Genomic DNA, 24,266 nt, shown 5'->3' with positions numbered 1-24,266 from the left:
GAATAAACGGTAATCATGGTAACTTCTTCAATCTTATATCGTCAACAACAGACTCGGATCTACAAGGGACCGGGTCTGTTTTATGTTGTTTTGCCGCAGATCTGGAATTTTCCAAACTAATTTATATACCACAATGCGAGGGAATCCAAACCGAAATCATAAAAAATAGGAGATACTTACCACTTGATCCCGGGTGTCAAATCTATAGAATATTACACGATCCCGGTACAGGACTCTTTTCTCATTTTGTATAAAAGGTTAATATTGCCAAACCTTTACAGAATGCGGTTCTCAGCCGTTTTTTTATACGACTTTGGTATCAAATTTGTCATAACTATGGATAAAGATGTAAAAATGACCGGAACTTTAGCAATTTTTCTGCGTTTAACCTTATGATTCACGAAAATTTTCTGAAAATATTCGTAATCACGCTGTACTTCTCTGATGGGATGAATTCGTATGGGTTCTAGCCTTATCAGAGCTGGGGCAGTCTCATTGCACACACCTAACACCAGGCTGTGAAGTTGTCAAATGACAGGGATGAAGAGGCGGCGGTGTGTTTTATCGGGGGAAAATATGGAAGAAGTTCGTTTTACTTCTTTATGACTACAATCGGGTTTGGGAAAGTTGGTAAAGAAGGAATATGGTATCGGGAACGCATCGGCTATAAAATGACGAGTATGGCTCAGTCGTCATAAATGTCGGTGCAGCAACAAGCATGTCAAAGAAGGGGCAGGTGAGCAACGAAGACGATGAGCAGGCGAAAATGGTGGGTGACCGCAGCACTTTGCACAATAGTGCTTCTCTGCGGTGCTGCTGTAATTCAAGGATATTTACGACCGTCATTAAAAACGTATGCGGATGCGGACGGTGTGAAAATGAAGTTCAAAACTGAGGGAAGCTCCTTTCTGGAATATGAAGATGACGAGGTTTGGAAAGAGGTTTTTGCCAAAGGTGTGAATCTTGGGGCAACCGTACCTGGACATTATCCCGGTGAGCTTCCGGCAACGGAGGAGGATTACCTTCGCTGGTTTAAACAGATTGATGACATGGGAGCGAATGTAATCAGGGTCTACACCGTGCATAATCCGGTCTTTTATTCTGCACTGGTGAAATATAACCGAGATAAAGGCGATGACCCCTTGTACTTCATGCAGGGCATTTGGTCACCGGAGGAGCAGCTAATTGAGCGTAGGGATGCGTATGACGAAGAAATCATCCAGACGTTCAAAGCGGAGATATCGAAGGCTGTTGCTGCTGTCTATGGTGATATCAACGTTGAGCCGAAGCATGGACAGTCGAGTGGCAAATATAAGGTCAATGCAGGCAAGTACCTTATGGCCTGGCATGTGGGAACCGAATGGGACCCTGCGATGGTCGATAACACCAACACGGTACATAAGGATGTTCCTCAATATGAGGGGTCCTATTTCTCGGGGACGAAGGACGCAAGTCCCTTCGAGAATTGGCTGGCATCTTTATTGGACTATACGGCTGCCGAGGAGCAGAAGTACGGGTGGCAGCATCCGATGACATTTACCAATTGGGTCACAACGGATGTGCTTGAGCATCCGGGGGAACCGCTGTTTGAGGAAGACCTAGTGTCTGTTGATGCGAGGCATGTAGAACCGGTGAACTGGGATGCAGGATATTTTGCCGCATACCATGTGTATCCGTACTATCCGGATTTTTTCCGTACGGACAAAACATTACAGACCATTCCCGATGGGGATGGAAGCTACAACACGTACAAAGCCTACTTGCGAAAATTGAAGGCAGCGTTCGAGGATATGCCGATTATGGTCACCGAATACGGCGTACCGTCATCCATCGGTATTTCACACCATGGTCCTGGAGGTAAGGATCAAGGGGGACATGACGAAGCTGAGCAAGGCTCGGTCAACGTTTCGCTGACCCAGGATATTTACGACGAAGGTTATTCCGGGGCCATCTTGTTCATGTGGCAGGACGAATGGTTCAAGAAGACATGGAATACGATGCCTTTTGAAATACCGGCGGACCGCCGGGCATTCTGGTTGAATGTGCTGACGAATGAGAAGATGTTTGGCGTTCTCGCTATGCAGCCGGGCAAGGCAGAGCAGATCACGATCGACGGGGATCTCAGCGATTGGGATAAGGTCCCCAAAGAGGAAGTCAAGACCTGGTCCGGAACGGCTCCGGGCGTCAAGAGCATGAAGCTGACGCATGATGAAGCCTACCTGTATATCGGGATGGAACTGGAAGAAGCATTTGATCCCGAACGTTCCAAACTCTTTATCGGTGCAGACACGATCCCTGGCGGCGACATCCCCAAGAAAGAGCTGGCGGGACGAACGCTCAAAGGCGGGGCATTGGAAACTTTAATTCAGTTAGGTAAAGAGAATGAGTCCCAGGTCACCATAGCACCATCATATGATTTCCACAGCCGGTTGTACGGTAAAGAGGGATATTGGATGCTGCCAGGAGAGGAAGCGAAGGGAACCAAGGATGATCCTGTGGTACCTGGTGGTTCGTTTCATTCCTGGAAGCTGGCCATCAGCCTGCTGATGAATCCGCCGGATACCCGCTTTTCCCATCCTTTTGTGGATGAGAAAGTAGGGATGCTGAAACGGGGGGCCAGTGATCCGCAAGCTCAGGATTTTAATTCGCTTACGGCCTGGCAGTATCAAGACAGATATGTTGAGATGAGGATCCCTTGGATGCTGCTCGGTTTCGGGGATCCGAGTTCGCTGCAGGTGTTGGATTACAGTCCGCTTCAAGACAAGCGCACATTCAGCACGATCACAGCGGAAGGGATCCGGCTGGCTCCGTGGATCGTACAGCGATCCAAGAACAGCGAGGATTCAGCGTCAGGATCGGCGGAATCCATCAACCTGGAAGAGATCGAACCCTATACTTGGGAGCTGTGGGAAGCAACCAAGTACAGTGAACGATTAAAACAAAGCTATTATGATATGCAGGATATATTCACCCGTCTACCCGAAACGGAGCGGGTACCAGATGCTAAATAAAAGGAGGAGCCATCGGATATGTTTTCAAATCTAGAAATGGCATACGTTTTCGCCTATGTATGTCTCGGCCTTATTGCAGCCGGCATTATCCTGTTGTTCCAAATGAAGATCAAACACAATGCCATACAAAGAGAAACGGAACGCTTAACAGAAAAACATCATGATTATTTTGTGTATGTGCAGAGTCATTTGCATGACGATACGACGCTGGAGCTTCCGCCGGGCAAATTGACATCGGCAGAGCGCCGCGTCATTCAAGCCAAGTTTATAGAGTGGATCGAGCAATTCAAAGGGGACGCCAGAGAGAAGCTCCTGCGCTTATGCCGGGAAGCTGGATTTGTGGAAGAGGAGATTCGGGCATTATCCAGCCTGCGGAAAGACCGCCGTATTGAAGCGGTCTACCGCCTTGGGGGGATGCGTGCGGAAGAGGCCGTGCCGCAGCTTCAGCATCTGATGAACCGAACGAAATATGGTCCGATGACCATCATCATGGCGCGGGCGATTGCCAAAAGCGCGGTTCAGTCACAGCAGATTCGAGAGATGTTGTCTAAGCTGCTGTCCTACGATAAAGCCATTCATCATATGGCTGCCGATATTTTGCTGGAAACCCGGCTGGATTCGGCCAGCCTTATGCGCAAGCTCTTGGATGATCCCGATCCTGGACTGGTCAAGGTTTCGCTTGTAGCCATGTGGGGGCAGGCCATTCCGGCTGTCGTGCCGGCACTCGATCGACTGGTCGGATCCGAGGAGAAGGATGTGCGTGCGGAGGCGGTCAAGCTGTATCTTGGCTCCTATCCGGCCCTGAAGGATGATACCATTGCGGAGCTCATGAATGATCATGAGTGGGAAGTACGCGCAGCAGCGGCAAAAGCGCTGGGACGGCTTCATGCGGCAGGCAGCATTCCGATTCTAGCTTCCGCCTTGAAGGACGAGAATTGGCATGTGCGCAACAACAGCGCGGAGAGTCTTGCCATGTTAGGAGAACAAGGCTTCGAGACATTATGCCAAGCCGCGCTGACAGGAGAAGGTCCGGCCAGGGAAACGGCCTTGTACCGGATCGAACGGATCATGTCCAACGAAGGCGAATACGAGCAAGTTGAGCAAATGGTGGCCTTTAATAAAAAGAAACTGGTGTACGATCGTTATTTCGGTGTTCAAACGAACAAACGGATTGGCACAGTTGCAGGAGTAGGAGGAGATTACACTGCTTAGAGATATCCTGCTCACTTACGGTATGGTGGCGATTTATTACGTCATGATCGTTAGCGCGCTTTATTTTGTAATTCTGCTGTTTTCTTTCAGAAATATTAAGGATATTTTCAGACGCGCGACGTATTCCAAATACAATACGCTATCAGGTTCAGAACTAGTTCCATCGGTATCTCTGCTGGTTCCGGCCTATAACGAAGAGCTGACCATCGCGGAGAATGTCCGCTGTCTGATGACGCTGAACTATCCAACTTACGAGGTCATCGTCATCAATGACGGGTCCTCCGACGAGACGCTGAAGGTGCTGATTGAGGAGTACGGTTTGACACTGCTGCCCAATCCGGAGGTCCGCGGCAACATCAATACGAACAACGTTCGCGGCATTTATTATAATCCGCAGTACCCGCAGCTTTACCTTATTGACAAAGAGAACGGCGGGAAGGCTGATTCGTTGAACGCGGGCATTAACTTGTCCCGTTATCCGCTGATTTCTTCCATCGATGCGGATTCATTGCTGGAGAAGGATGCGCTGATTCGGATGGCCCGCATGTATATGGAGAATCCCGAGGAAACGGTGGCCATCGGCGGGGATGTTCGGATCGCCAATGGCTGCGTGATTGAGAACGGAGAGGTTAAGGACGTATCCTTGCCGCGCCGGATATGGCCGATGTTCCAATCGATCGAATATCTGAAAGCTTTCCTGGGAGGACGAATCGGGTGGAGTCATTTCAACGGACTCATCATCGTGTCGGGAGCCTTCGGCTTGTTCCGCAAAGATTATGTCATTGCGGTGGGCGGCTATCGAGGAGGCTATCCCGGCGAAGATATGAACATCATTATCAAGCTGCACCGTTATATGCTGGAAAATAAAATCAAATATCGCGTTTCTTTTTGCCCGGAAGCAGTGTGCTGGACGCAAGCGCCGGACAGCTACAACATTTTGTCCAATCAGCGCAAGCGCTGGGGACGGGGAAACTTGAAGAACATGATCGAGAACCGCGATATGGTGTTCAATCCGAAATATAAAATCATGGGCTTGATGACGATGCCCTACAACGTTATTTTTGAAGCGCTAAACCCTTACTTCAGAATTACGGGCCTTCTGGCTCTGCTTGGATATGTATTGCTGGATATGACAAATTGGCATGTGCTGGTCGTGTTTGGACTCGTCAATTTTTTAAGTGGGTACCTGCTCAGCGTGGGCGCTCTCATCCTGGAGGAGATGGCCTTCCGCCGGTATACCAAATTGTCCGATTTGGTGAAGATGCTCCTCTTCTCGGCACTCAAATTCGTGGGTTACCACCAGTTAGGTGTGCTGTGGAGAGTACAGGGGCATATTCAATATCTGCAAAACAACAATTCATGGGGCACCATGACCCGGCAGAGCTGGAAAGATAAGAACAAGGCTGCCTGACTTCAAGGCCCGGTTCATATGTAACAGCATCAAAATATAAAGAGAGGTGGGACCTACAGTTATGTCTCAATCCGCAACATTGCAACGCGTGCAGGCCGTTGATTTCTACGGCCGCCTGGAGGAGGAAGTGAGAAACCATAGCCATGGGACAGCATTGCTGTTTCTGTACTGTGCAGGCAATCCGTCCGAGACGGAGGCTGGGCTGGCGGAGGTTCAAAGCTTTGTGGACCAGCTGTCCGGCGTGAATGGTGAGGTACTGCAGGACACCAATACCGGTGTATTGGCTGTTACCTTGCCTGGATATTCGCTGGATGCCGCCCATTATCAGGCGCTGCTCCTGAAGCAGCATCTGCAAGGCCGTTTGGAGCAAGCAGATCCGCGTATTACGCTTGCAGCGCTTACTGAAGCGCCGTCAGTGTTGACGCTGAAGCAGATGGCGGAAGCGGCCAAGCTCAGTACCTCATCGGATATTCATATATTTACGCAGGAGGAAGCAGACAGCGGTCAAAACCGCATTCTCATCGTGGATCAAGATGCCACGGTGAGGGAGTTTTTACAGATCCGCTTGACCATGCAAGGTTATGAAACACTTGAAGCGGTAGATGGTTTGGAGGCGCTGGATCTCATCCCGAAATGGGAGCCGGATCTTGTGCTGACCGAGCTCAATCTGCATGGCATCGACGGCCTGCCTTTCATTCATCATATCCAGCAGCTGGATGTGAAGGAACCGCCGAAAATTGTGGTATTAACCGAAAAACGTGTGGAGCAAACGATCAGTCAATGCTTCCAAAACGGGGTGGATGATTACGTAACCAAACCGTTCTCGCCAGTGGAGTTGGATGCCCGCATCCGCCGCTGCCTTCATTAAACACATCGTTATTAACGCTTTTAGTTTGATCAGAATTGATGAATGATACGTGATTAGTTGAGCTGAGAGGTTCTTTAATCGCAAGGAGAGAGTTCAACAAAACGAGGTCGTTCTTTTGGCGAATAGGCAAAAGAAATAGACAAATAGACTATACATCCGATGGAGGTTGAATACTTGTGAATGAGGAATATGAAACTTTATTGAGTGCCATTGAGAATAAGAAAGCCGTTCTGGGTGTTGTGGGACTGGGCTATGTAGGATTGCCGCTGGCTGTAGAAATGGTAAGACAGGGATTCACGGTCATCGGTATCGATCTGGATTCAAACAAAATTGACCGTATTTACCGCGGCGAGTCCTATATTACGGACATCTCGTCCGAAGAGCTTGCGGCATGCATGGAAACCGGACGCTTTAAGCCGACAACGGATTACAGCATGATTTCTGTGATTGACGCTGTCAGCATCTGCGTGCCAACGCCGCTCAGTGAGAATCAGGACCCGGATACTTCCTACATTACAATGGTAGTCGATCAGCTCAAACGCTTTATGAAGCCTAATCTGTTAATTACGCTGGAAAGCACGACTTATCCGGGAACCACGGAGGAACTGATTCAACAGCCGATTGAGAAGCTCGGTTATAAGGTTGGCCAAAACTTCTATCTGTGCTTCTCGCCGGAACGGGTCGATCCCTCCAACAGCCGGTTCAATACGCGGAATACGCCGAAAGTCATCGGCGGAACGACGGAGGCCTGCCTAAAGCTGGGTGAAGCGTTGTACAAGCAGTATGTGGAGACGGTGGTACCCGTCAGCAATCCGAAAGTGGCGGAAATGTCCAAGCTGCTGGAGAATACGTTCCGCAGCGTGAATATTGCCTTTGTTAACGAGATGGCCATGATGTGTGATCGCATGGGCATTGATGTATGGGAAGTGATCAATGCAGCGGCAACCAAGCCGTTCGGATTCATGCCATTCTATCCGGGACCGGGCATCGGCGGCCATTGCATCCCGCTGGATCCCATGTATCTGTCCTGGAAGGCCAAGGGCTTCCGCTTCTATAGCAAATTCATTGAGCTGGCACAGTCCACCAACGATAATATGCCTTACTACGTGATCAACAAGGCGGCTACGATTCTGAATGAATATGCCAAATCGATCAAGCGCTCCAATGTCCTGCTGTTAGGCATGGCATACAAACCGGATATCAGCGATTTGCGTGAATCTCCAGGCCTTGAAGTATACGAACAGTTCAAGGAAAGTGGCGCCTATGTGGATTATTACGATCCGTATGCCCACAGCTTTGTGGATAAGCAAGGCGAGACGATTCACAGCGTGGAGTATGATCTCGCGAAATTTAGCCGTTACGATTGCATCGTCCTCATCACAAACCACAGCAATCTGGACTATCATTCGATCGCTTCGACCGGCGTGCCGATCTTAGATACGCGAAATGCATTTAAAGCGTTCGCCGAGCCTCATATTTACAAGATCGGCCATTCTGTTCAGCATGTAGCTGAGCCGGGTGAGGCTGTCTTGATCTAATGAAATGGACGAGAAGAATGAGGCCTATACATGCAAAAGCGAAGTGGATCACCCTGGTTGCCGGCATCTGTCTTTTGCTGCTGATCCTTTTTCTTCTCCCGTCAGGCAAGGTGAATCAGAACAAGGCTACATGGCTGTGGGATGCAAGTCTGATCCGGAGTGAAACGGAGGAGATTGTAGCCTTTAGCGGCAGGGAAGGCATTACAACGATCTTCTTGCAGATTCAAGAAGAGGTGACGGACGAGGAGTACCGCCATTTTGTAGCTGCAGCACATCAGCAGGGCATCAGTGTTCACGCCTTGAACGGTCAGCCGGATTGGGCTTATGAGGATGGCCGTCGAAAAGGGATGGAGCTGCTGACCTGGCTGGAAGCGTACAATCGTACGGCTGCGCCCGAGGAGAAATTCGAGGGCGTGCAGTTCGATGTTGAGCCCTATGTGCTCCGGAGATGGGGCCGCGAACAGGCACAGGTGGTGGAAGAATGGAGCGCGAACATGGAGGTTTGGGTGCAGGAGGCGAAGCGCCAGGGACTCTCATTCAGTGCCGCCGTTCCATTCTGGCTTGATAAGGTACCTGGACCGCGCAGCGCGGATGCCGACTCATTCAGCCGCTGGATGATCCAGAACACGGACGCGATTGCCGTTATGGCGTATCGGGACAGCGGGGAGCAGATGTATGAGTTGTCTAAGGAAGAGCTGGAGCAGGCGGATGAACTCGGCAAGTCCGTCTGGATCGGCATGGAGCTCGGGGATACGAAGGAAGGCGAGCATCTGACCTTCTTTGCCAAGAGCGAACAGGAGATGGAGGACGAAGCTCTGCGTGCCGCTAAACTTGGCAGCGACCATTCCTCCTTTGCGGGAATGGCCGTCCATCACTACCAGGCATGGGTTCACAAACGAACCGCGATGGCTGGGGAAGAGCCTTGATTTTGAATGAGATTCCATTACGATTTCCAGGTTAAATGGTAACAGCATGAACAACACGAATCATTCACTATTCAACATACCTTCGAAGGTCTTAAGAGACTTTCGGAGGTATTTTTTTTGTCTGATAAGGGCGGTGGAATCAGAATTGTGTAGAAATTGTATAGAATTGAACTCTATAATGATGAAAATCTATGAATTTTTCCGAAAGGTTATAGCAATTATGATACGTTGGTGTTATATTCTATTGGTTTATTCAGGAAGGGCTATAATAAAAACCCTGTTTGAAATGTAAAAGGAGTATCCAGATGAAAAGAGATTCTAGTAAAACCCGAAAGTTATACATCCTTACGAGAATGACCGGACTGTTGTTAACCCTGGCGTTATTGGGTGGTTGCGGTCTTTTTGGAGGTAAGCAAGCTCCCGGCGATGAAGCGGGCGGTTCGACAGCGACTGTTCAAAAAGTGGAACGGTATACGGGGGAGAAGAGCAGGGAAATCCCGTTTGTTTATACGGCCAGGAAGGAATTGGCGCTTACCTTTAACGGCATGGGCGATAAAGCGACCATGATGGCACTGATCGATGAGCTGGATGCGTACGGCATCAAGGCGACCTTCTTTCTTCCGGGCATCCGAGTGGCAGAGGAGCCGGACATCGCGGATGCCATTTTGTCCAGAGGTCATGAAATTGAGAACAATACGCTCAATCAGCTCGATATGAATCAGCTTGATTACGATCAGATCTATAAGGAGATCAAGCTTGCGAACGATGTCATTGAGCGGGAAACGGGCGTCCAGCCCCGCTATGTTCGGACACGCTCCGGCGATTACCCGGAAGAAGTGCCACTGGCAGCCGCGCATCTCGGGATGAAGGCTGTTGTAAGTTATAACATCAATCCTAAGGACCGCAACATGCAGAGTGCTGAAGAGATTGGAGAGTATGTGACCAGGTTCATCTCCAGAGGCGGCATTATTTCCATGAATACCGACGTCAATCCGGAAGTGATATCTTCTATTAAATACATCGCCCAGGCCGTGGACGATATCGGATATCGATTGGTCACGCTGGATGAGCTGGTGCGAAATGGCGGCGAGCGAAAACCGCTCGAGTTAATTCCGGGATACGACGCTGCGAGAATGAACCCGGATTATGAACAGGCGAAATATGAACTGGTTTATAAAGTCAATACCAACAAAAAAGAAATTGCCCTGACGTTTGATGATTTCGGTAGTGACAAAACGGTTACCCGCATCCTTGATATTTTGGCGGAGCATGACGTGAAAGCCACCTTCTTCCTGCGGGCCAAAGGAGTGGAAAGCAACCCGAATTTGGCGCGGGCGATGGTGGAAGGCGGACATGATGTGGCTAATCATTCCTACAGTCATCCCGTCGTGACATCGCTAACGCCCGAAGAGCTGCAGAAGGATGTCGTCAAGGCCCACCAGGTCATTACGGAGGCCATACAACAGCAGCCTGTCATGCTGTTTCGTCCGCCGACCGGTGTGGTTGATGATGAACGGGCCAAAGCGCTGGCGGCTACCGGTTACCCGGTCATTGCGATGTATGATGTGACGACGCTGGATTGGGATGTTTCCAATAGTGCCGACGATATTGTGAACGGGGTAATGACCAAGACACAACGGGGAAGCGTCATTTTGCTGCATATGCTGGATGACATTCATACCATTGAAGCTCTGCCAAGGGTACTGGAAGGGCTGAAGAATAAAGGATATACGTTTGTAAAAATGGCGGACATGATGCAGCTGCAGGACAAAGCCGCAATGGAGATGGAATAAGATGGAATTATATGAAAACATGCTGGACCGCGTAGACAGACTGGCGGTCGTCGGTCTTGGATATGTAGGCCTGCCGCTGGCGGTCGCATTCTCAAGAAAGCTGGATGTCATCGGCTTCGATCTGAGCGAGGCCAAGGTGCAGCAGTATCGCAGCGGATTCGATGCTACTGGTGAGATCGGAGATGCTTTGCTTACGAACTGCACGGCTGCCTTCACTTCGGATCCGGACAAGCTTAAGGAGGCTCGCTGCTTTATAGTGGCCGTTCCGACACCCGTGAAAAGCGGAAATGTTCCGGACCTGAAATTCGTGCGCAATGCCAGCCGGTTGGTCGGCCGCGCATTGACCCGGGGAGCGGTTGTTGTGTATGAGTCAACGGTATATCCGGGCGTTACGGAGGAAGTGTGCATTCCGATTCTCGAAGAGGAGTCCGGCCTGCGCCTGGGCGAGGATTTCAAGGTGGGCTATTCCCCGGAACGGATCAATCCCGGAGACCAGGTGCACCGGCTCGAGACTATCGTGAAAATTGTGTCCGGTAATGACCCGGAGGCGCTGGAGACGGTTGCCAGTCTATATGAGCTGATCATTGATGCGGGCGTCCACCGGGCGGAAAGCATCCGGGTGGCGGAAGCGGCCAAGGTCATCGAGAATGCCCAGCGCGATATCAATATCGCCTTCATGAACGAGCTTTCCATGCTGTTCAACCAGATGGATATCGATACGAATGCCGTGCTGCGGGCAGCGGAAACGAAGTGGAATTTCCTCCCGTTCCGGCCGGGACTCGTTGGTGGACATTGCATCGGAATTGATCCTTATTATCTGACGTATAAAGCCGAGGATACGGGATATCATTCCAAGATTATTTTGGCCGGTCGGCATATCAATGACGGAATGGGGAAATACATCGCCCAGCATGTCATTAAACTTGCGGTTCGCCACGGTATTGATCTGATGAGGGCGAGGGTGGCGGTAATGGGTCTGGCCTTTAAGGAGGACTGCCGGGATATCCGCAACTCCAAGGTTATCGATATTATCTGGGAGCTGCAGGACTACGGGATCCAGCCGATGGTGGCGGACCCGCACGTGGACCGGCATCAGGCATATGAGGAATATGGTATCGAGCTGTCGGACATGAGTGAACTGAGAAACATCCAGATTGCGGTTGTCGCCGTTGCTCACCGGGAGTTCAAGCAGCTTGGGGTTGCCGAATTCAAGGACATCTTTAGCTCTGAAGAGGCGAAGCTTCTAATCGACGTGAAGGGAGTTTATCCAAAAACCGAATATGAAGCGAATGGCTTTCATTATTGGAGTTTGTAGATAACGATGGGAGAAAGCAATGAGGATTATAAAAAGAAAGCAACCGAAGATCACCAAGGAAGTTCTTGCGGTTCCGCGTACAGATAGACGTACTCTTTCCTATGTACCCGATCCGGAGCAGATTCGTTTGAACGCGGACCGAAGAGGCAACCGAGCACAGCAGCCCGGGGATGATGTGTCCAGCTCTGAATATTTGAATAAGCTGCGCATGCTCAGCTTGCGTTATGAAGCAGAATTTGAAGTATGGATCGTTCCCAAGGGGAAAAAGAAAAAAGCCGGAATTAAGGGACAGGCTGCCGATATTTCGGCCACAGGCCTGCTGCTCAGGCTGCCGGATGCCGCTTCAGGTCTTGAAGTGGGCGACACAGTGAAGGCCCGATTCCGTATCCCGCCAGGCTCTATGCCCGAGGGTTTCGAATCGGCCGTAAGGATGGATGCAAGCGTCGTTCGCCTAGCTACGAATTTGGCAGAATCCGGTGAAGAACATATGCTGGCCTTAGAATTTGAGAAGCCGCTGACAGAATACTTTCAGCGTAAACGGTGGGGCTATTCCGTGTATTCTGCCAGCGCGTTGATGTTCATGGCGGTGCTCTTCATCATGCTGATGCGGGCCGAGAGCATTATTTACTTCAAATACAACATGGTGCTGTATTTGTACAGCTTAATCGCAGCTCTGTTTCTGTTGACACGCTACCTGTTCGGGGCGTTGTATCGCGATGTGCCGATCAATCCGGATTATACACCGGGAGTTTCGATTATCATCCCCTGCTTCAATGAAGCGGATTGGATTAAACGTACGATTCTCAGCTGTATTAATCAGGACTATCCGGTAGATAAGCTGGAGGTCATTGTCGTGGATGACCGATCGACAGACCAATCGGTACAGCAGATCAAGGATATGATCGAAGTGATTCATTCCGAGGCGGAGCGTTACGCTACCCGCGAACGCTTGTCCTATACGGTGCTGCCGGAGAATGCGGGCAAGCGGGTCGCCCTTGTCAAAGGTGTGGAGATGGCGAAGCATGATCTGGTGGTCTTCGTGGACTCCGACAGCTTTTTGGACCCGACGGCGATTCGCCACCTCGTTCAGCCTTTTCAGGACCCTAAGATGGGCGGCGTTGCCGGCCGGACGGACGTAGAGAACAAATATACCAATAACATGACGAAGCTGCAGACGGTCCGTTATTATATTGCGTTTCGGATCATGAAAGCGGCGGAGTCATGGTTTGACAGCGTGACCTGTCTGTCGGGCCCGTTATCCTGCTATCGGAAAGAGCTGATCATGCAGCATGCGGACGCCTGGCTGAACCAGAAATTTCTGGGCAGACCCGCCACCTTCGGGGACGACCGAAGCATGACAAACTTTATTTTGAAAACACATCGTACCGGTTACCAGGATTCTGCCATATGCTCAACGATTGTCCCTTCACAGATGAAGGTATTCCTGAAGCAGCAGATGCGCTGGAAGCGCTCCTGGCTGCGCGAGTCGCTGCGAGCCGGTAGTTTTATTTGGCGTAAAGAGCCGTTTATGGCATTGTTTTTCTACATAGGCCTGATCGTGCCGATTGCCGCGCCTGTCGTGGTTGCCTATAACTTGATATACGTGCCGATCGTTCATGGCATTTTCCCAGGGACCTTCCTGATGGGCTTGCTGCTGATGGCGCTGCTGATGAGTCTTGCCCACCTGCTGTTTCGCAAGAGCAGGCTCTGGGTGTTCGGCTTCGTGTTCTGTCTGTTCTATGAATTTGTTCTGTTGTGGCAGATGCCGGTGGCCTGGTTTACCTTCTGGAAGTCGACATGGGGGACCCGGGAAACGCCGCAGGATATTGAAGCGAGAGAGAAGAAGGAAGCACGCAAGCGCAAAGGCAAAAAATTCGGATTACCGTTCTGATCGTGTCAAAGCGGTTGAAGTGAGGATGACAAATGGGTAAAAAACAAAATGCAGCCCTCAATGTTCAGCGAAAAAATCGCCGCAAAGTGATCAAGGTTACGGCACAGGTCGTTGTATTGGCCGTAGTTGTCGTCCTGTTGGCGAATGCGATTTTCGATTTTCGCACCTATAAGGAGCCGGAAAAATCAGCCTGGCGTCAGGAACAGGGCTTTATTGCGCTATCCTATTTTGGAGTTGGCCGCACCGGGACATCCAAGCTCGTATCCAAGAGCCAGCTGGACGCCCAGCTGAGGGCTTTATATGAACAGGGCTACACTACGATTTCGCAGCAAGATATTATGGATTATTATCGTCATGGCAAGAAGCTGCCGGATAAAGCGCTGTACCTGTCCTTTGAAGACGGACGGAATGACTCTGCGCTGTTTGCGCAGCCGCTGCTGGAGAAATACAATTATAAGGCTACCTTCCTGTCTTATGCCAACAAAATGGGCAACAGTGAACGGAAATTTCTGCAGCCGAAGGATATGCTGAAGATGACCCGCACCGGCTATTGGGAGCTTGGTACCAACGGCAACCGGCTGACTTATATTAATATTTTTGATCATGAAGGCCGTTATATCGGCGTTAAGGACGAAAGTGAACTGACCAGCAAATCCAACGTGGAGTATTACAACCACTATTTGATGGATTTCATACGTGATGAGAATATGATTCCGCTCGAGAACCGCGCGGAGATGGAAGAACGGATCCAAGCGGACTATGAAGCGATGAATCAGGTATACACGAAAAGTCTTGGTTACGTTCCAGGCACGTATATGATCATGCACGCCAATGCGTTGGGCGGAGGCATGAATCAGCTTGTAGCCAATGCCAATACGGAGCAGATTCGGCAGTTGTTTGGGATGAATTTCAACCGGGAAGGAATGGCCTTCAACTCGAAGGATAGCGATCTTTATAATCTGACTCGGGTCCAGCCCGCTCCCTACTGGTCTACCAATCACCTGTTGATGAAGCTGCACAAGGACCAAGGACAACCTATGCAGTTTGTGCGAGGGGACAAGCAGCAGGCTGATAAGTGGGAGCTGCTTGGCGGAGCGGCTGAATTTGCGGATAACCGTTTCGTAGTCACATCGCCTCCGGCCCAGGCAGGGATCGTTTATTTGAAGGGCAGCGAAGAGTCTGACATAACCGTCTCGGCGAAGGCGCTCGGTAATGTGGTAGGACGGCAGTCCATCTATGTCCGTTACGACCGGGCGAAGGGCTCTTACTTAAGGCTTCTTCTGGAGAACAATCACGTGGTGGTAGAACAGAAGAGAGCGGGTCAAGCACCCGAGGAGCTGTTCACCTATATCTTGCCGAAAGTCGAGTGGGGGGAAGAGGACCTGCAATTCGATAAGGCATCGGTATATACCAAGGAGCAGACGCAGTCCGGAGAGCGGGATGATGAGAATGAGTATCCGGTCAACATCCTTGGCAACCGTTGGCTGGAGATTTCGGTGAAAGGCCATTCCCTGTCCGTGAGTGTTGATCAACAGTTGATTCTGGATCAGCAGCCTGTGGATGCATCGATTGGTACAGGGGGCGTGGCGTTTGAATCGCAATATCACGAGCAGAACGAGAAAGATGATATTTATGACGCTATTTTTGAAGATGTCACCATAACATCTGAGCTTGCGGACGGTGATCGGAAGCTGCTGTTTACGAATAAGCCGTCCGGACTGACCGGTGTCCTGACAGGCGTGCAGAGAAGTTTGAGCCGGGCGGTTGACTGGGCTGTGGAGACTTTTTAAAATTCGGATGGCGTAGGACGTGAACAAGAATGAAGAATCGCAGGAGGAACTGGGCAGGAGCTGGGGTACTGATGGCTTTGTGTGCAGCTGTCTTCTTCTGGTGGCTGCGCACCGAAGAGCAGGAGAAAGCAATGCAGGTTCAGTTACCGCAAACGGGAGTGAAGCTGTCTGCCTGGATTACGGATTGGCAGTGGAGGACGGGCATTACGGATCTGGAGCAGCTTGGGAGTGAACTTGAAGAAATTCATTTTTTTGCGGCTTACTTCAATCATAAAGATGAACTCCATTTTACTTCGGATTTTCGGGAGGGGCTGCCTGAGTTTCTGGAGATTTCCCGGAAAGGGAAGCAGCTTCGCCGTGTCCTGACCATCGTAAACGATCGCTTTGATACGGATGGGACGGCGGACCAGAAGGATCCTGAGCTCATCTCCCGGATCGTGGCTACTCCGGAAAGCCGCAGCCTGCATATCGGGCATATTCTGGCTGTGGTATCCCAGCATGGCTTTAGCGGTGTGGAACTGGATTACGAAAAGGTACGCAAGGAAGATGGGGCGAATCTTTCCGCTCTGTACAAGGAGCTGTATGAACGTTTACAAGCGGAGGGTTTCTCTCTTCGAATCGTGCTGGAACCGGGGATCTCCCAGTCATCCTTTGAGTTGTTGCCGGCAGGTCCGGATTATGTCCTGATGGCATATAACTTGTACGGAGGGCATAGCGGACCGGGGCCGAAGGCGGATCACGCCATGATAGGGAAGCTGGCAGACAAACTGCACGGGATACCGGGAGACCATGCCATCGCGCTGTCGGTTGGCGGGTTTGACTGGGCGAATAACGGCAAGGTTGTCTCTTTAACGGAAAAGCGTGCGGCGGAGCTGGCGCATTCCATCTCGGAAGATCCGAAGCGGGATCCGTCAAGCGGTGCCTTATATTTTGAATATACGGACGATCAAGGCATTGGCCATACCGTATGGTATGCGGATGGAATGACCATTGCCGGCTGGATGGATACGGCGAGAGACTCGGGTATTGCGAAGATTGCAATCTGGCGGCTAGGGGATATGGAAGAAGATACGTTGAAACAGTTGAAGGCATATCATCAGCAATCCCAACATAAGTGAATTTATACAAAAAGTAAGGACATCCCATGGCTCCAAGAAGCTGCTTGGGGTGTCCTTTTGCGTAAGGAATGACTCATGTTGTAGTCAAACCGTCTTTTTGTGCGAGTATACGGACCGAAGGGAGGCTGGGTTAATGGATGAGCTTCGAGGCTTTCGCTTTGCGGACGAGACCGCCGCTGGCCCGGTTGATCGGCTTCTTGAGTGCAATCCCGATCATCAGCGCAATTGCCGCGAAGATCAGCATGAACAGGACATCCCGGATGACAATATCCCATAGAATGCCGCCAACGGCTTCCCGCATCATGCTAATGGCGTAGGTGAATGGCAGATACGGATGCAATGCCTGGAAGAACGGCGGTGTCATCTGGATCGGAAACGTTCCCCCTGCGCCTGCAAGCTGCAGCACGAGCAGTACGATGGCCATCGCTTTTCCGACATTACCGAATACGGACACCAGCGTATATACAATCAGCATGAAGATGGTGCTGATTAGCAGTGCAAACAGGATGAACCACCCCGGATTCACCACATAGGTTCCCAGCAAATAGATATCACCCAGGGTAACGAATAGCGCTTGGAACAGGGCAATGGTCAAAAAGGTTAAATAGCGTCCGAAGTAAACCTCGATGCTGCGGAAGCTTCTCTCTTCATCATGAACCTCAACGGAGAGCAGGGAAACAAGCAGGAGGGCACCTACCCACAAGGATAGCGTCGTGAAGAAGGGAGACATGGCGGACCCGTAGTTCGGGATAGGGTAGAGTCGATTCTCTTCCAGCGTAACAGGCTCGGCAAAAAACTGGCTTTCGAGCTCGAAATTATTTTGAAGCAAATCGATAACCTCTTGGATATCCCCTGCAGCTTCCATCTCACGCAGCCGATTCGCCAGCTGCGTGATTCGAAGCTCGGCCTCCGGCAGACGGCTTTGGGCAAGCTGCACTTCTTCGCCGCCTACCCTGAGCCCTTTTCGGGCATCTTCGAGCAAATGCTGAATATCGGGAACGCTGGCAAGCGCCTGGGTCAGCTCCTGCTGAACACGCTTGGCCGTGCCTGCGCCCTTGGTGAAGCCTTTGCTTATGGCTGGACCGATCTCCGTATCGTAGCGGCTTAACAGCGTGTTGGTCAGTCCCGTAATGTCATCGTTTAGCTTCTTCAGCTTATCGATGGCATCTGCAGGTGTTTCTTCGCCCCGTTCCACGGCTTGGGCTATGGTTTGGAGCACGGCTTGGGCTGAGGTCCATCGTGCGGCAATATCCTCAAGCTTAGCCGCCCCGGAAGCTGCCGCCGGGGAGATCGAGCCCAGGCGCTTGAACAATTGACCCAGCCGGGTAGCGGCTTGCGCTGCTGTCTTTGCGCGTTCCTGCGCAGCGTTCAGGCGGCTGGCAAGCTCCTTCGGGTCGATGTCGGCTTGTCCTAGAGCGTCCAGCACTTGCGAGAGTGCTCCCGTGGTTGCTGCCAGTACCTCCAAGTCCTGACGCAGAGCAGGCTCCAGCGATTTCGAGGCACCGGCGGCCTGATTCGCGAACTCCGCCAGCGCACCGGCCATGGCCTTACCGTCCGTGGCAATCCCTTCAAGGCGAGGCAGGGCGGTGCCGGCTTGCTGAACCAATCGGTTGGCCAGCTTAATATCCTTTGCGGCTGTGCCCACCGCTTCATTGAGCTCCGGAAAGCTTTTTTCGAGCCGGAACAAAAGATTTCGTACTTTATTGATTGCCGGGAGCTGGTTCTCGATTTCAATCCCAAGCGTGTTGAAAATCTCGAAGATGGTGCCATTGGCGGTTTTGATGAAATTTTTGCTGATTTCCTCTACAACACCGGATGCGCCCTTGGCCGTCACTTTGGGAGCAATGGCGTTGATTTTCTCGTTTGTATAATAGAGGATCTGAGCTTTGACAGGCTCATTGGTCAGCACGGTACCGATCCGGGCAGAGAAGTTCTCCGGAATAATGATGGCGGCATAATCATCACCGTGCCGTACACCCTGAATGGCGTTCTCACTATCCTCCGTAAACCGCCACCCCAGCTTCTCATTGTGATGGAGGGACTCCACGATTTCCTTTCCCAGGTTAATGGGCTGGTCGCGAAGAGTGGTGCCTTTATCCAGGTTGGCAACGGCAATAGATACACCGGAGGTCTGGCCATAGGGATCCCAAGAGGCCTCAATGTTAAACCAGGCATACAGGGAAGGAAGAATAGCTAGCCCGGTTATGATGACGCCTGCAGCCCAATTACGGATGATTCTATGGATATCGCCAGAATATATGTGGAAGATATTCTTCATGAGCGCTCCTGTCTTGTACGTAGTTGGTGCTAGTATGCCGCAAAATCCGTGCCAAGATACGAAACGAGCCGATCCTTTATCTCTTCCTTCAGTGAATGCCATTCGCAGAGTAGAGTGCATTCATATCCACGGCACAAATACTGAACTTGCAGCCCTTCCGCGGCTGTACGGCTCTGGCTATGAATCCGGATGCCGCGCCGCCTCATCTGCTGCTGCATGATCCAGGCATGATCCGAATCTTCCTTTTTAATAAGCTGCAGATTTAAGATATAGAGGCCAGCCATTTTGAGTGTAAGGGTCTTGAGAATTTGAATATCCCGCTCGAGAACAGACTGAATGAAGTGATGCAGCAGATAATCTCGGATCAGGGCTTCATCTTCTAGTGAAGGCGGAGGAGGCGTGGAAGGCTTCATCATAAGAGACACATCCTAAGACATGAAATAAACAAGAACATATGTTCTATCATACACATGGTATGCCAACAATATACGACGTGCAACCATTAAATATTGGCAATTGTTTATTGATCCCAGTGGATTCATGGCGGCATATCGTTTACACTCCTGATAACTGCATTATCAGGAGGCGATTCATGAATGATTCTTCATAAAGGCGAAATATTGTTCAGGCAAGGGGATAGCGGGGACCATCTATATCACATCCGGAGCGGATTGTTCAAGGTGACCCGTCTTCATCCGAACGGCAATATGGTGCTTTTCAATATTTTATATCCCGGTGAAACGGTGCCGCATCATTCGTTGATCAGCCCGAAGGAGACACATGGAACGGCGATCGCTCTGATCCAGAGCGAAGTGGAGGTCATATCGGCTGAAGCGTGGTACCGCCAGCTCAAGGAGGATCCGGAGAAACCGCTCGAGGTCGCCAGATTGCTGCAGGAAAAGGTTCGGTTCATGCAGATGAGGCTCGATCACTTGACGGTGGGAGGACCTGCGGAGCGGCTTGAACTGCTGATCAAGTGGCTGGATGAGTATTCAGAGGGAACACACTTGACCGAGTATCTGACTCAGGAAGAGATCGGGCAACTGATCGGTGTAAGGAGAGAAACGGTGAACCGGCTGCTGCGGGAACAGGGCAAGCACGGCTAGCCCGAAATTTGCGGACGATATGAACACCGGGATACATAGGTTTAGAAAATGCTCACGACCAGAACTAACAAAAGGTTCACTTCTTCGCAGAATAATCGTTAATAGCAAACATGTTCAATCCAAAAAGGGTGCCTGTCTTTATGCAAGACAGGCACCCTTCGATTAGGTTTGATTCTGAAATATGGTTAATTAATCTTCCAATGTACCTGCCGGGCCAAAGAATTCATAATGAATCCGGTCTGAAGGTACCTCCATGGATTTCAGTTGACTGTTTACGGCACGCATGAACGGAACCGGACCGCAGAAGTAGAAGTCGGCTTCGGCATCGACGGTTTTGCGAAGGAAATCAAGATCAATATAGCCTGCTTGATGGCACTGATCCTCGGATTCCGGCTGTTCATAAATGACGTAAGAGGTTAGCTGCGGATGCTTGGAGGCGAGTGCATCGATATGAGACTTCATCGCATGCTGACTACCGCACTTGGCCGCATGGATAAAGGTTACTTTCCGGCCAGGTTGATTCAGCAGCACGGATTCCAGCATAGCCACCATCGGGGTCAAACCGACGCCGCCGCTGATCAAGGCAAGCGGAAGCTCGCTGTCCGTATCCAGGGTAAATGTACCGGCCGGAGCCGTGACCTCGAGAACGGTCCCAACCTCGGCATGACCGTGCAGCCAAGTGGAGACGATGCCGGCAGGTTTTCCTCCTAACCCATCCTCACGCTTGACCGTTATTCTGTAGTAAGGCTGACCCGGTGCGGACGAGAGACTGTAATGACGATTATGATAATAGGTTTCACCTTCAGGTTTTACCCGGAGCGTAATGTATTGACCGGGTTCATAAGCGGAAATCTCACCGCCATCTTGTGGGACCAGATAAAAGGAAGTGATGACAGAGCTTTCTTCCACCTTCCGGTCAATCACGAAATTACGGTATCCGCTCCAACCGCCGGTCTCGTTCGCGGCTTGTTGGTACATATCTGCTTCAATGCCGATGAAGACATCGGCAATGGCGCCATAAGCTTCGCCCCAGGCCTCGATAATTTCGGGTGTTGCGGCATCTCCCAGCACTTCCTTCATGGCGGCGAGCAGTGTTTCGCCGACGATTGGATAATGCTCGGGCAAAATGTTTAATGCCCGGTGCTTGTGTCCGATCTGCTTAACAACCGGCACGATCGCTTCAAGACGGTCGATATGGGCTGCGGCGGCGTACACGGCATTGGCAAGGGCAAAGGGCTGTTTTCCTTCTCGTTGATTCGCATGGTTGAATATGTTAAGAAGCTCCGGATGATGATGAAATAATTTTTGGTAAAATGCAGTCGTGATTGCCGTTCCATGAGTTTCAAGAACAGGAACGGTCGATTTAACGACTTCAATCGTATGCTGGCTTAACATGTGGACTCCCCCTGATTCATAAGTCGAATTCGTGTTCAATTTAAGTATAGACAAGGGAAAAAAGGGCATTTGTGATTTTGGTCACATCGGATTTAGCGAATGTGTGAACAGAACAGCGATATTTATATGGAGGGGAGTTCTTAAAGCGAGTTTTTTTACATATTCCATATATATATTCCAGTTCATTCTAGCCAGCTGTTTAGCTTGGGTGCCAACTGTGTTATAATAATATTAGCAGTTAACTAAAACGAGAAAGGATCAGGATACCATGTGTCCCCGAAGGACGAATCCCCAAAGGACGATTTGGAAACGTTATGATCTCTCATACACATAGCTTCTTTCGTAGAGCGAAGTCGGACGTCATAAGACTAGGACGGTCTCTTACGAAAGGATGGGAACTATGGTTCGAAGGATGAACTCCTCCAGGTTGCCTCTAAGTAGAGATTGGCCTATGTCTGACCAATCTACTACGACAAGAGGGATCCTGTATGAGGAAAAGACAAAACACAATTATCACGATGTCGGCGATGTTGTTCGGAACGTTTTTAATGGCTTTTACGTATTATCACATTAATTTTCATAATCATTTAACCGAAGGCGGCTTTGTCGGCCTTGCGCTGCTTGGCAAGTATGCGCTTGATATTCCGCCCGCATTGAGTATGGTCCTGATGGACATACCGGTTCTGCTGATTGCCTTGTTTATCAAAGGTCGGAAGTTCATTATCAATACCGTTGTTGCGGCGAGCATGTTCACGTTGTTCTACGCATTGATCGAGCGGTATTCCACGCTTGTGATCGATCTGAATCATAACTTGCTGGCAGCCGCGCTGCTGTCCGGTTTATTGACGGGCTTTGGCGCAGGTATCGTGCTTCGCTATGGCGGGGCTACAGGCGGTGACGACGTGATCTCCGTGCTGTTTAGCGAGTGGAGCGGGCTTAAGGTAGGGACGGTGTTTTTCCTGATGGATGCCGTAGTTCTGCTATTATCGCTATTCTACATGCCATTGGTTGAAACCTTATATACTATATTAGCCGTATCGATTGCCGGACAAGTGATCACCATCACCGTGACTTACGGTACCGAGAAAACGGAAAAGAAACCGATTCGGAAGGCGGTCCGTACCCCAAGCACTCCGGTTACTCCGAAGACAGCGCAGCCTACCGTTAGCGGCCGTTCATAATACGGTCCAACTAAGAGAAGCTCACCCGCATGCAGGGTGAGCTTCTTTCGTATATCTATGTTGTTATGTTACTCCTCGTCTTTGGGATGATTCTCATCCCATTCCTGTGCCTTGGCGGTGGCGATAGCGATGGCACGTCCTTCGTCGTAATCTTCCTCCAGCAGGGCATTGGCAATTTCCACGGCTTTATTCCTCACCCGCGGCTCCAGATTTTTCATGGATGGCGGATAATCATGTTTGTTCCAAGGCATGTTGCAATCCCTCCAGTTCAACTGTTATTCGTATGTATTGTATATTACCCCGTGGAACCAAATTGAATAAGCGGGTTCAATGGCACAAAAAAAGTACACTGCCCCCTGAAGGACAATGTACTTGGGTACTTCGATTTATTCAAACAGCTGCAAATACTCGCCATAACCTTCCTTTTGCATCTCTTCCTTCGGTACAAACCGCAGTGCCGCGGAATTGATGCAGTAACGAAGTCCGTTCGGTCCAGGACCATCGTCAAATACATGGCCGAGGTGCGAGTCTCCTTTTTTGCTTCTTACCTCAGTACGGACCATCATATGGGTGAGATCCATTTTTTCCTTGATGTTGTATTCGCGAATCGGACGGGTGAAGCTCGGCCAACCGCAGCCGGCATCATATTTGTCCGTGGAGCTGAAGAGCGGCTCGCCGGATACGATGTCCACGTAAATGCCTTCCCCGTGATGGTCCCAGAACTCATTGTGGAACGGAGGCTCGGTTGCGTTATTCTGGGTCACTTCATATTGGATCGGTGTCAGGCGGTGTTTAAGCTCGGCGGGATCTACCGAATCCGACCAGTGCTGCTCAATGAAATCCTCGCGTCCTGAGCCTTTGCGATAGCGTTTGTAATGGCTCGGATTTTTCTTGTGATAATCCTGATGGTATTCTTCAGCTTCATAGAAAGTGCTGGCTGGTATGATGGGTGTTACGATCGGCCCGTCGAATCGTCCGCTGGCAGCTACTTCTACTTTGGATTGTTCCGCAAGCTTGCGCTGCTCCTCCGTATGGTAAAAAATAGCGGTCCGGTAGGATGTCCCCCGATCATGGAATTGTCCGCCCTCATCCGTAGGATCGATTTGCTGCCAGAAGAGCTCAAGCAGCTTTTCATAAGGGAACACTTCCGGGTTATATGTGATTTGAACGGCCTCGTAATGACCCGTTGTATCAGAGCATACCTCTTCATAGGTCGGATTTTCCTTATGGCCGCCCGTATAGCCGGAAACGACCTTCAGAATGCCCGGCAGCTCATCAAAAGGAGAGACCATACACCAAAAGCAGCCTCCCGCAAAGGTAGCCAATTCACTTGGGGTTGAACGATTATTCATCTATTATCCCTCCATCGTTATAACAATCTAATTGTAAGTCTTACTCTATATTATAATCATTTTGGTCAGGGAAACCAAAAC

General features: G+C 50.5%; 18 protein-coding genes. 13 read left to right on the top strand and 5 right to left on the bottom strand.

What is annotated here, in order from left to right:
• Positions 1–752 precede the first annotated feature (752 nt).
• From ABEW73_RS12180 to ABEW73_RS12130, 11 genes are all read left to right on the top strand, one after another.
• Positions 753–3,011 carry a hypothetical protein gene (locus ABEW73_RS12180; protein WP_430170773.1) on the top strand — a complete coding sequence of 753 codons (2,259 nt, stop codon included), beginning with the start codon at positions 753–755 and terminating at the stop codon, positions 3,009–3,011.
• A gap of 18 nt (positions 3,012–3,029) precedes the next feature.
• The gene (locus ABEW73_RS12175) at positions 3,030–4,223 is read left to right on the top strand and encodes a HEAT repeat domain-containing protein (RefSeq protein WP_430170771.1); all 1,194 of its coding nucleotides are present in this window, start codon (positions 3,030–3,032) and stop codon (positions 4,221–4,223) included.
• 43 nt (positions 4,224–4,266) lie between these two features.
• On the top strand, positions 4,267–5,634 hold the full coding sequence (locus tag ABEW73_RS12170) for a glycosyltransferase family 2 protein (RefSeq protein ID WP_430170769.1): 1,368 nt from the start codon (positions 4,267–4,269) through the stop codon (positions 5,632–5,634).
• 61 nt (positions 5,635–5,695) lie between these two features.
• Positions 5,696–6,502 carry a response regulator transcription factor gene (locus ABEW73_RS12165; RefSeq protein ID WP_430170767.1) on the top strand — a complete coding sequence of 269 codons (807 nt, stop codon included), beginning with the start codon at positions 5,696–5,698 and terminating at the stop codon, positions 6,500–6,502.
• A 176-nt stretch (positions 6,503–6,678) separates the two neighbouring features.
• A complete protein-coding gene (locus ABEW73_RS12160; RefSeq protein WP_430170765.1) occupies positions 6,679–8,040 on the top strand; it encodes a nucleotide sugar dehydrogenase in 1,362 nt (453 codons plus the stop codon).
• A gap of 17 nt (positions 8,041–8,057) precedes the next feature.
• On the top strand, positions 8,058–8,966 hold the full coding sequence (locus ABEW73_RS12155; RefSeq protein WP_430170764.1) for a hypothetical protein: 909 nt from the start codon (positions 8,058–8,060) through the stop codon (positions 8,964–8,966).
• A gap of 305 nt (positions 8,967–9,271) precedes the next feature.
• Positions 9,272–10,759, top strand: coding sequence for a polysaccharide deacetylase family protein (locus ABEW73_RS12150; protein WP_430170762.1), 1,488 nt, complete (start codon positions 9,272–9,274; stop codon positions 10,757–10,759).
• Position 10,760: 1 nt separating this feature from the next.
• Positions 10,761–12,074 (top strand): nucleotide sugar dehydrogenase, encoded by a 1,314-nt coding sequence (locus ABEW73_RS12145; protein WP_430170760.1) that lies wholly within the window; start codon positions 10,761–10,763, stop codon positions 12,072–12,074.
• Between the two features lie 19 nt (positions 12,075–12,093).
• A complete protein-coding gene (locus tag ABEW73_RS12140) occupies positions 12,094–13,965 on the top strand; it encodes a glycosyltransferase family 2 protein (RefSeq protein ID WP_430170758.1) in 1,872 nt (623 codons plus the stop codon).
• 32 nt (positions 13,966–13,997) lie between these two features.
• Complete coding sequence (locus ABEW73_RS12135; RefSeq protein ID WP_430170757.1) at positions 13,998–15,755, top strand: polysaccharide deacetylase family protein; 1,758 nt, start codon at positions 13,998–14,000, stop codon at positions 15,753–15,755.
• 29 nt (positions 15,756–15,784) lie between these two features.
• Positions 15,785–16,873 (top strand): glycosyl hydrolase family 18 protein, encoded by a 1,089-nt coding sequence (locus tag ABEW73_RS12130; protein ID WP_430170756.1) that lies wholly within the window; start codon positions 15,785–15,787, stop codon positions 16,871–16,873.
• Between the two features lie 130 nt (positions 16,874–17,003).
• Here ABEW73_RS12130 and ABEW73_RS12125 read toward each other — a convergent pair whose 3' ends face one another.
• Positions 17,004–19,151, bottom strand: coding sequence for a YhgE/Pip family protein (locus ABEW73_RS12125; RefSeq protein ID WP_430170755.1), 2,148 nt, complete (start codon positions 19,149–19,151; stop codon positions 17,004–17,006).
• Between the two features lie 29 nt (positions 19,152–19,180).
• Positions 19,181–19,567: a hypothetical protein gene (locus ABEW73_RS12120; RefSeq protein WP_430170754.1), complete on the bottom strand. Its 387-nt coding sequence runs from the start codon at positions 19,565–19,567 to the stop codon at positions 19,181–19,183.
• Between the two features lie 180 nt (positions 19,568–19,747).
• Here ABEW73_RS12120 and ABEW73_RS12115 point away from each other — a divergent pair, with 180 nt between their 5' ends.
• Positions 19,748–20,257 (top strand): Crp/Fnr family transcriptional regulator, encoded by a 510-nt coding sequence (locus ABEW73_RS12115; RefSeq protein ID WP_430170752.1) that lies wholly within the window; start codon positions 19,748–19,750, stop codon positions 20,255–20,257.
• Between the two features lie 189 nt (positions 20,258–20,446).
• On the opposite strand, the gene hmpA is transcribed toward ABEW73_RS12115, so the two are convergent.
• On the bottom strand, positions 20,447–21,652 hold the full coding sequence (gene hmpA, locus ABEW73_RS12110) for an NO-inducible flavohemoprotein (RefSeq protein ID WP_430170750.1): 1,206 nt from the start codon (positions 21,650–21,652) through the stop codon (positions 20,447–20,449).
• A gap of 488 nt (positions 21,653–22,140) precedes the next feature.
• Between hmpA and ABEW73_RS12105 the strand changes: the two genes are divergently transcribed.
• Positions 22,141–22,833, top strand: coding sequence for a YitT family protein (locus ABEW73_RS12105; protein WP_430170749.1), 693 nt, complete (start codon positions 22,141–22,143; stop codon positions 22,831–22,833).
• Between the two features lie 68 nt (positions 22,834–22,901).
• Here ABEW73_RS12105 and ABEW73_RS12100 read toward each other — a convergent pair whose 3' ends face one another.
• Positions 22,902–23,084, bottom strand: coding sequence for a hypothetical protein (locus tag ABEW73_RS12100; RefSeq protein WP_076320830.1), 183 nt, complete (start codon positions 23,082–23,084; stop codon positions 22,902–22,904).
• A 135-nt stretch (positions 23,085–23,219) separates the two neighbouring features.
• The gene (gene msrA, locus ABEW73_RS12095) at positions 23,220–24,185 is read right to left on the bottom strand and encodes a peptide-methionine (S)-S-oxide reductase MsrA (RefSeq protein WP_430170747.1); all 966 of its coding nucleotides are present in this window, start codon (positions 24,183–24,185) and stop codon (positions 23,220–23,222) included.
• Positions 24,186–24,266: the final 81 nt, after the last annotated feature.

The organism is Paenibacillus lautus, assembly GCF_050482385.1.
In the GTDB taxonomy this organism is placed as follows: domain Bacteria; phylum Bacillota; class Bacilli; order Paenibacillales; family Paenibacillaceae; genus Paenibacillus_AQ; species Paenibacillus_AQ lautus_B.
Note: the sequence above shows the minus strand (reverse complement) of the source record. Positions and strands in the feature narration are given on the sequence as shown.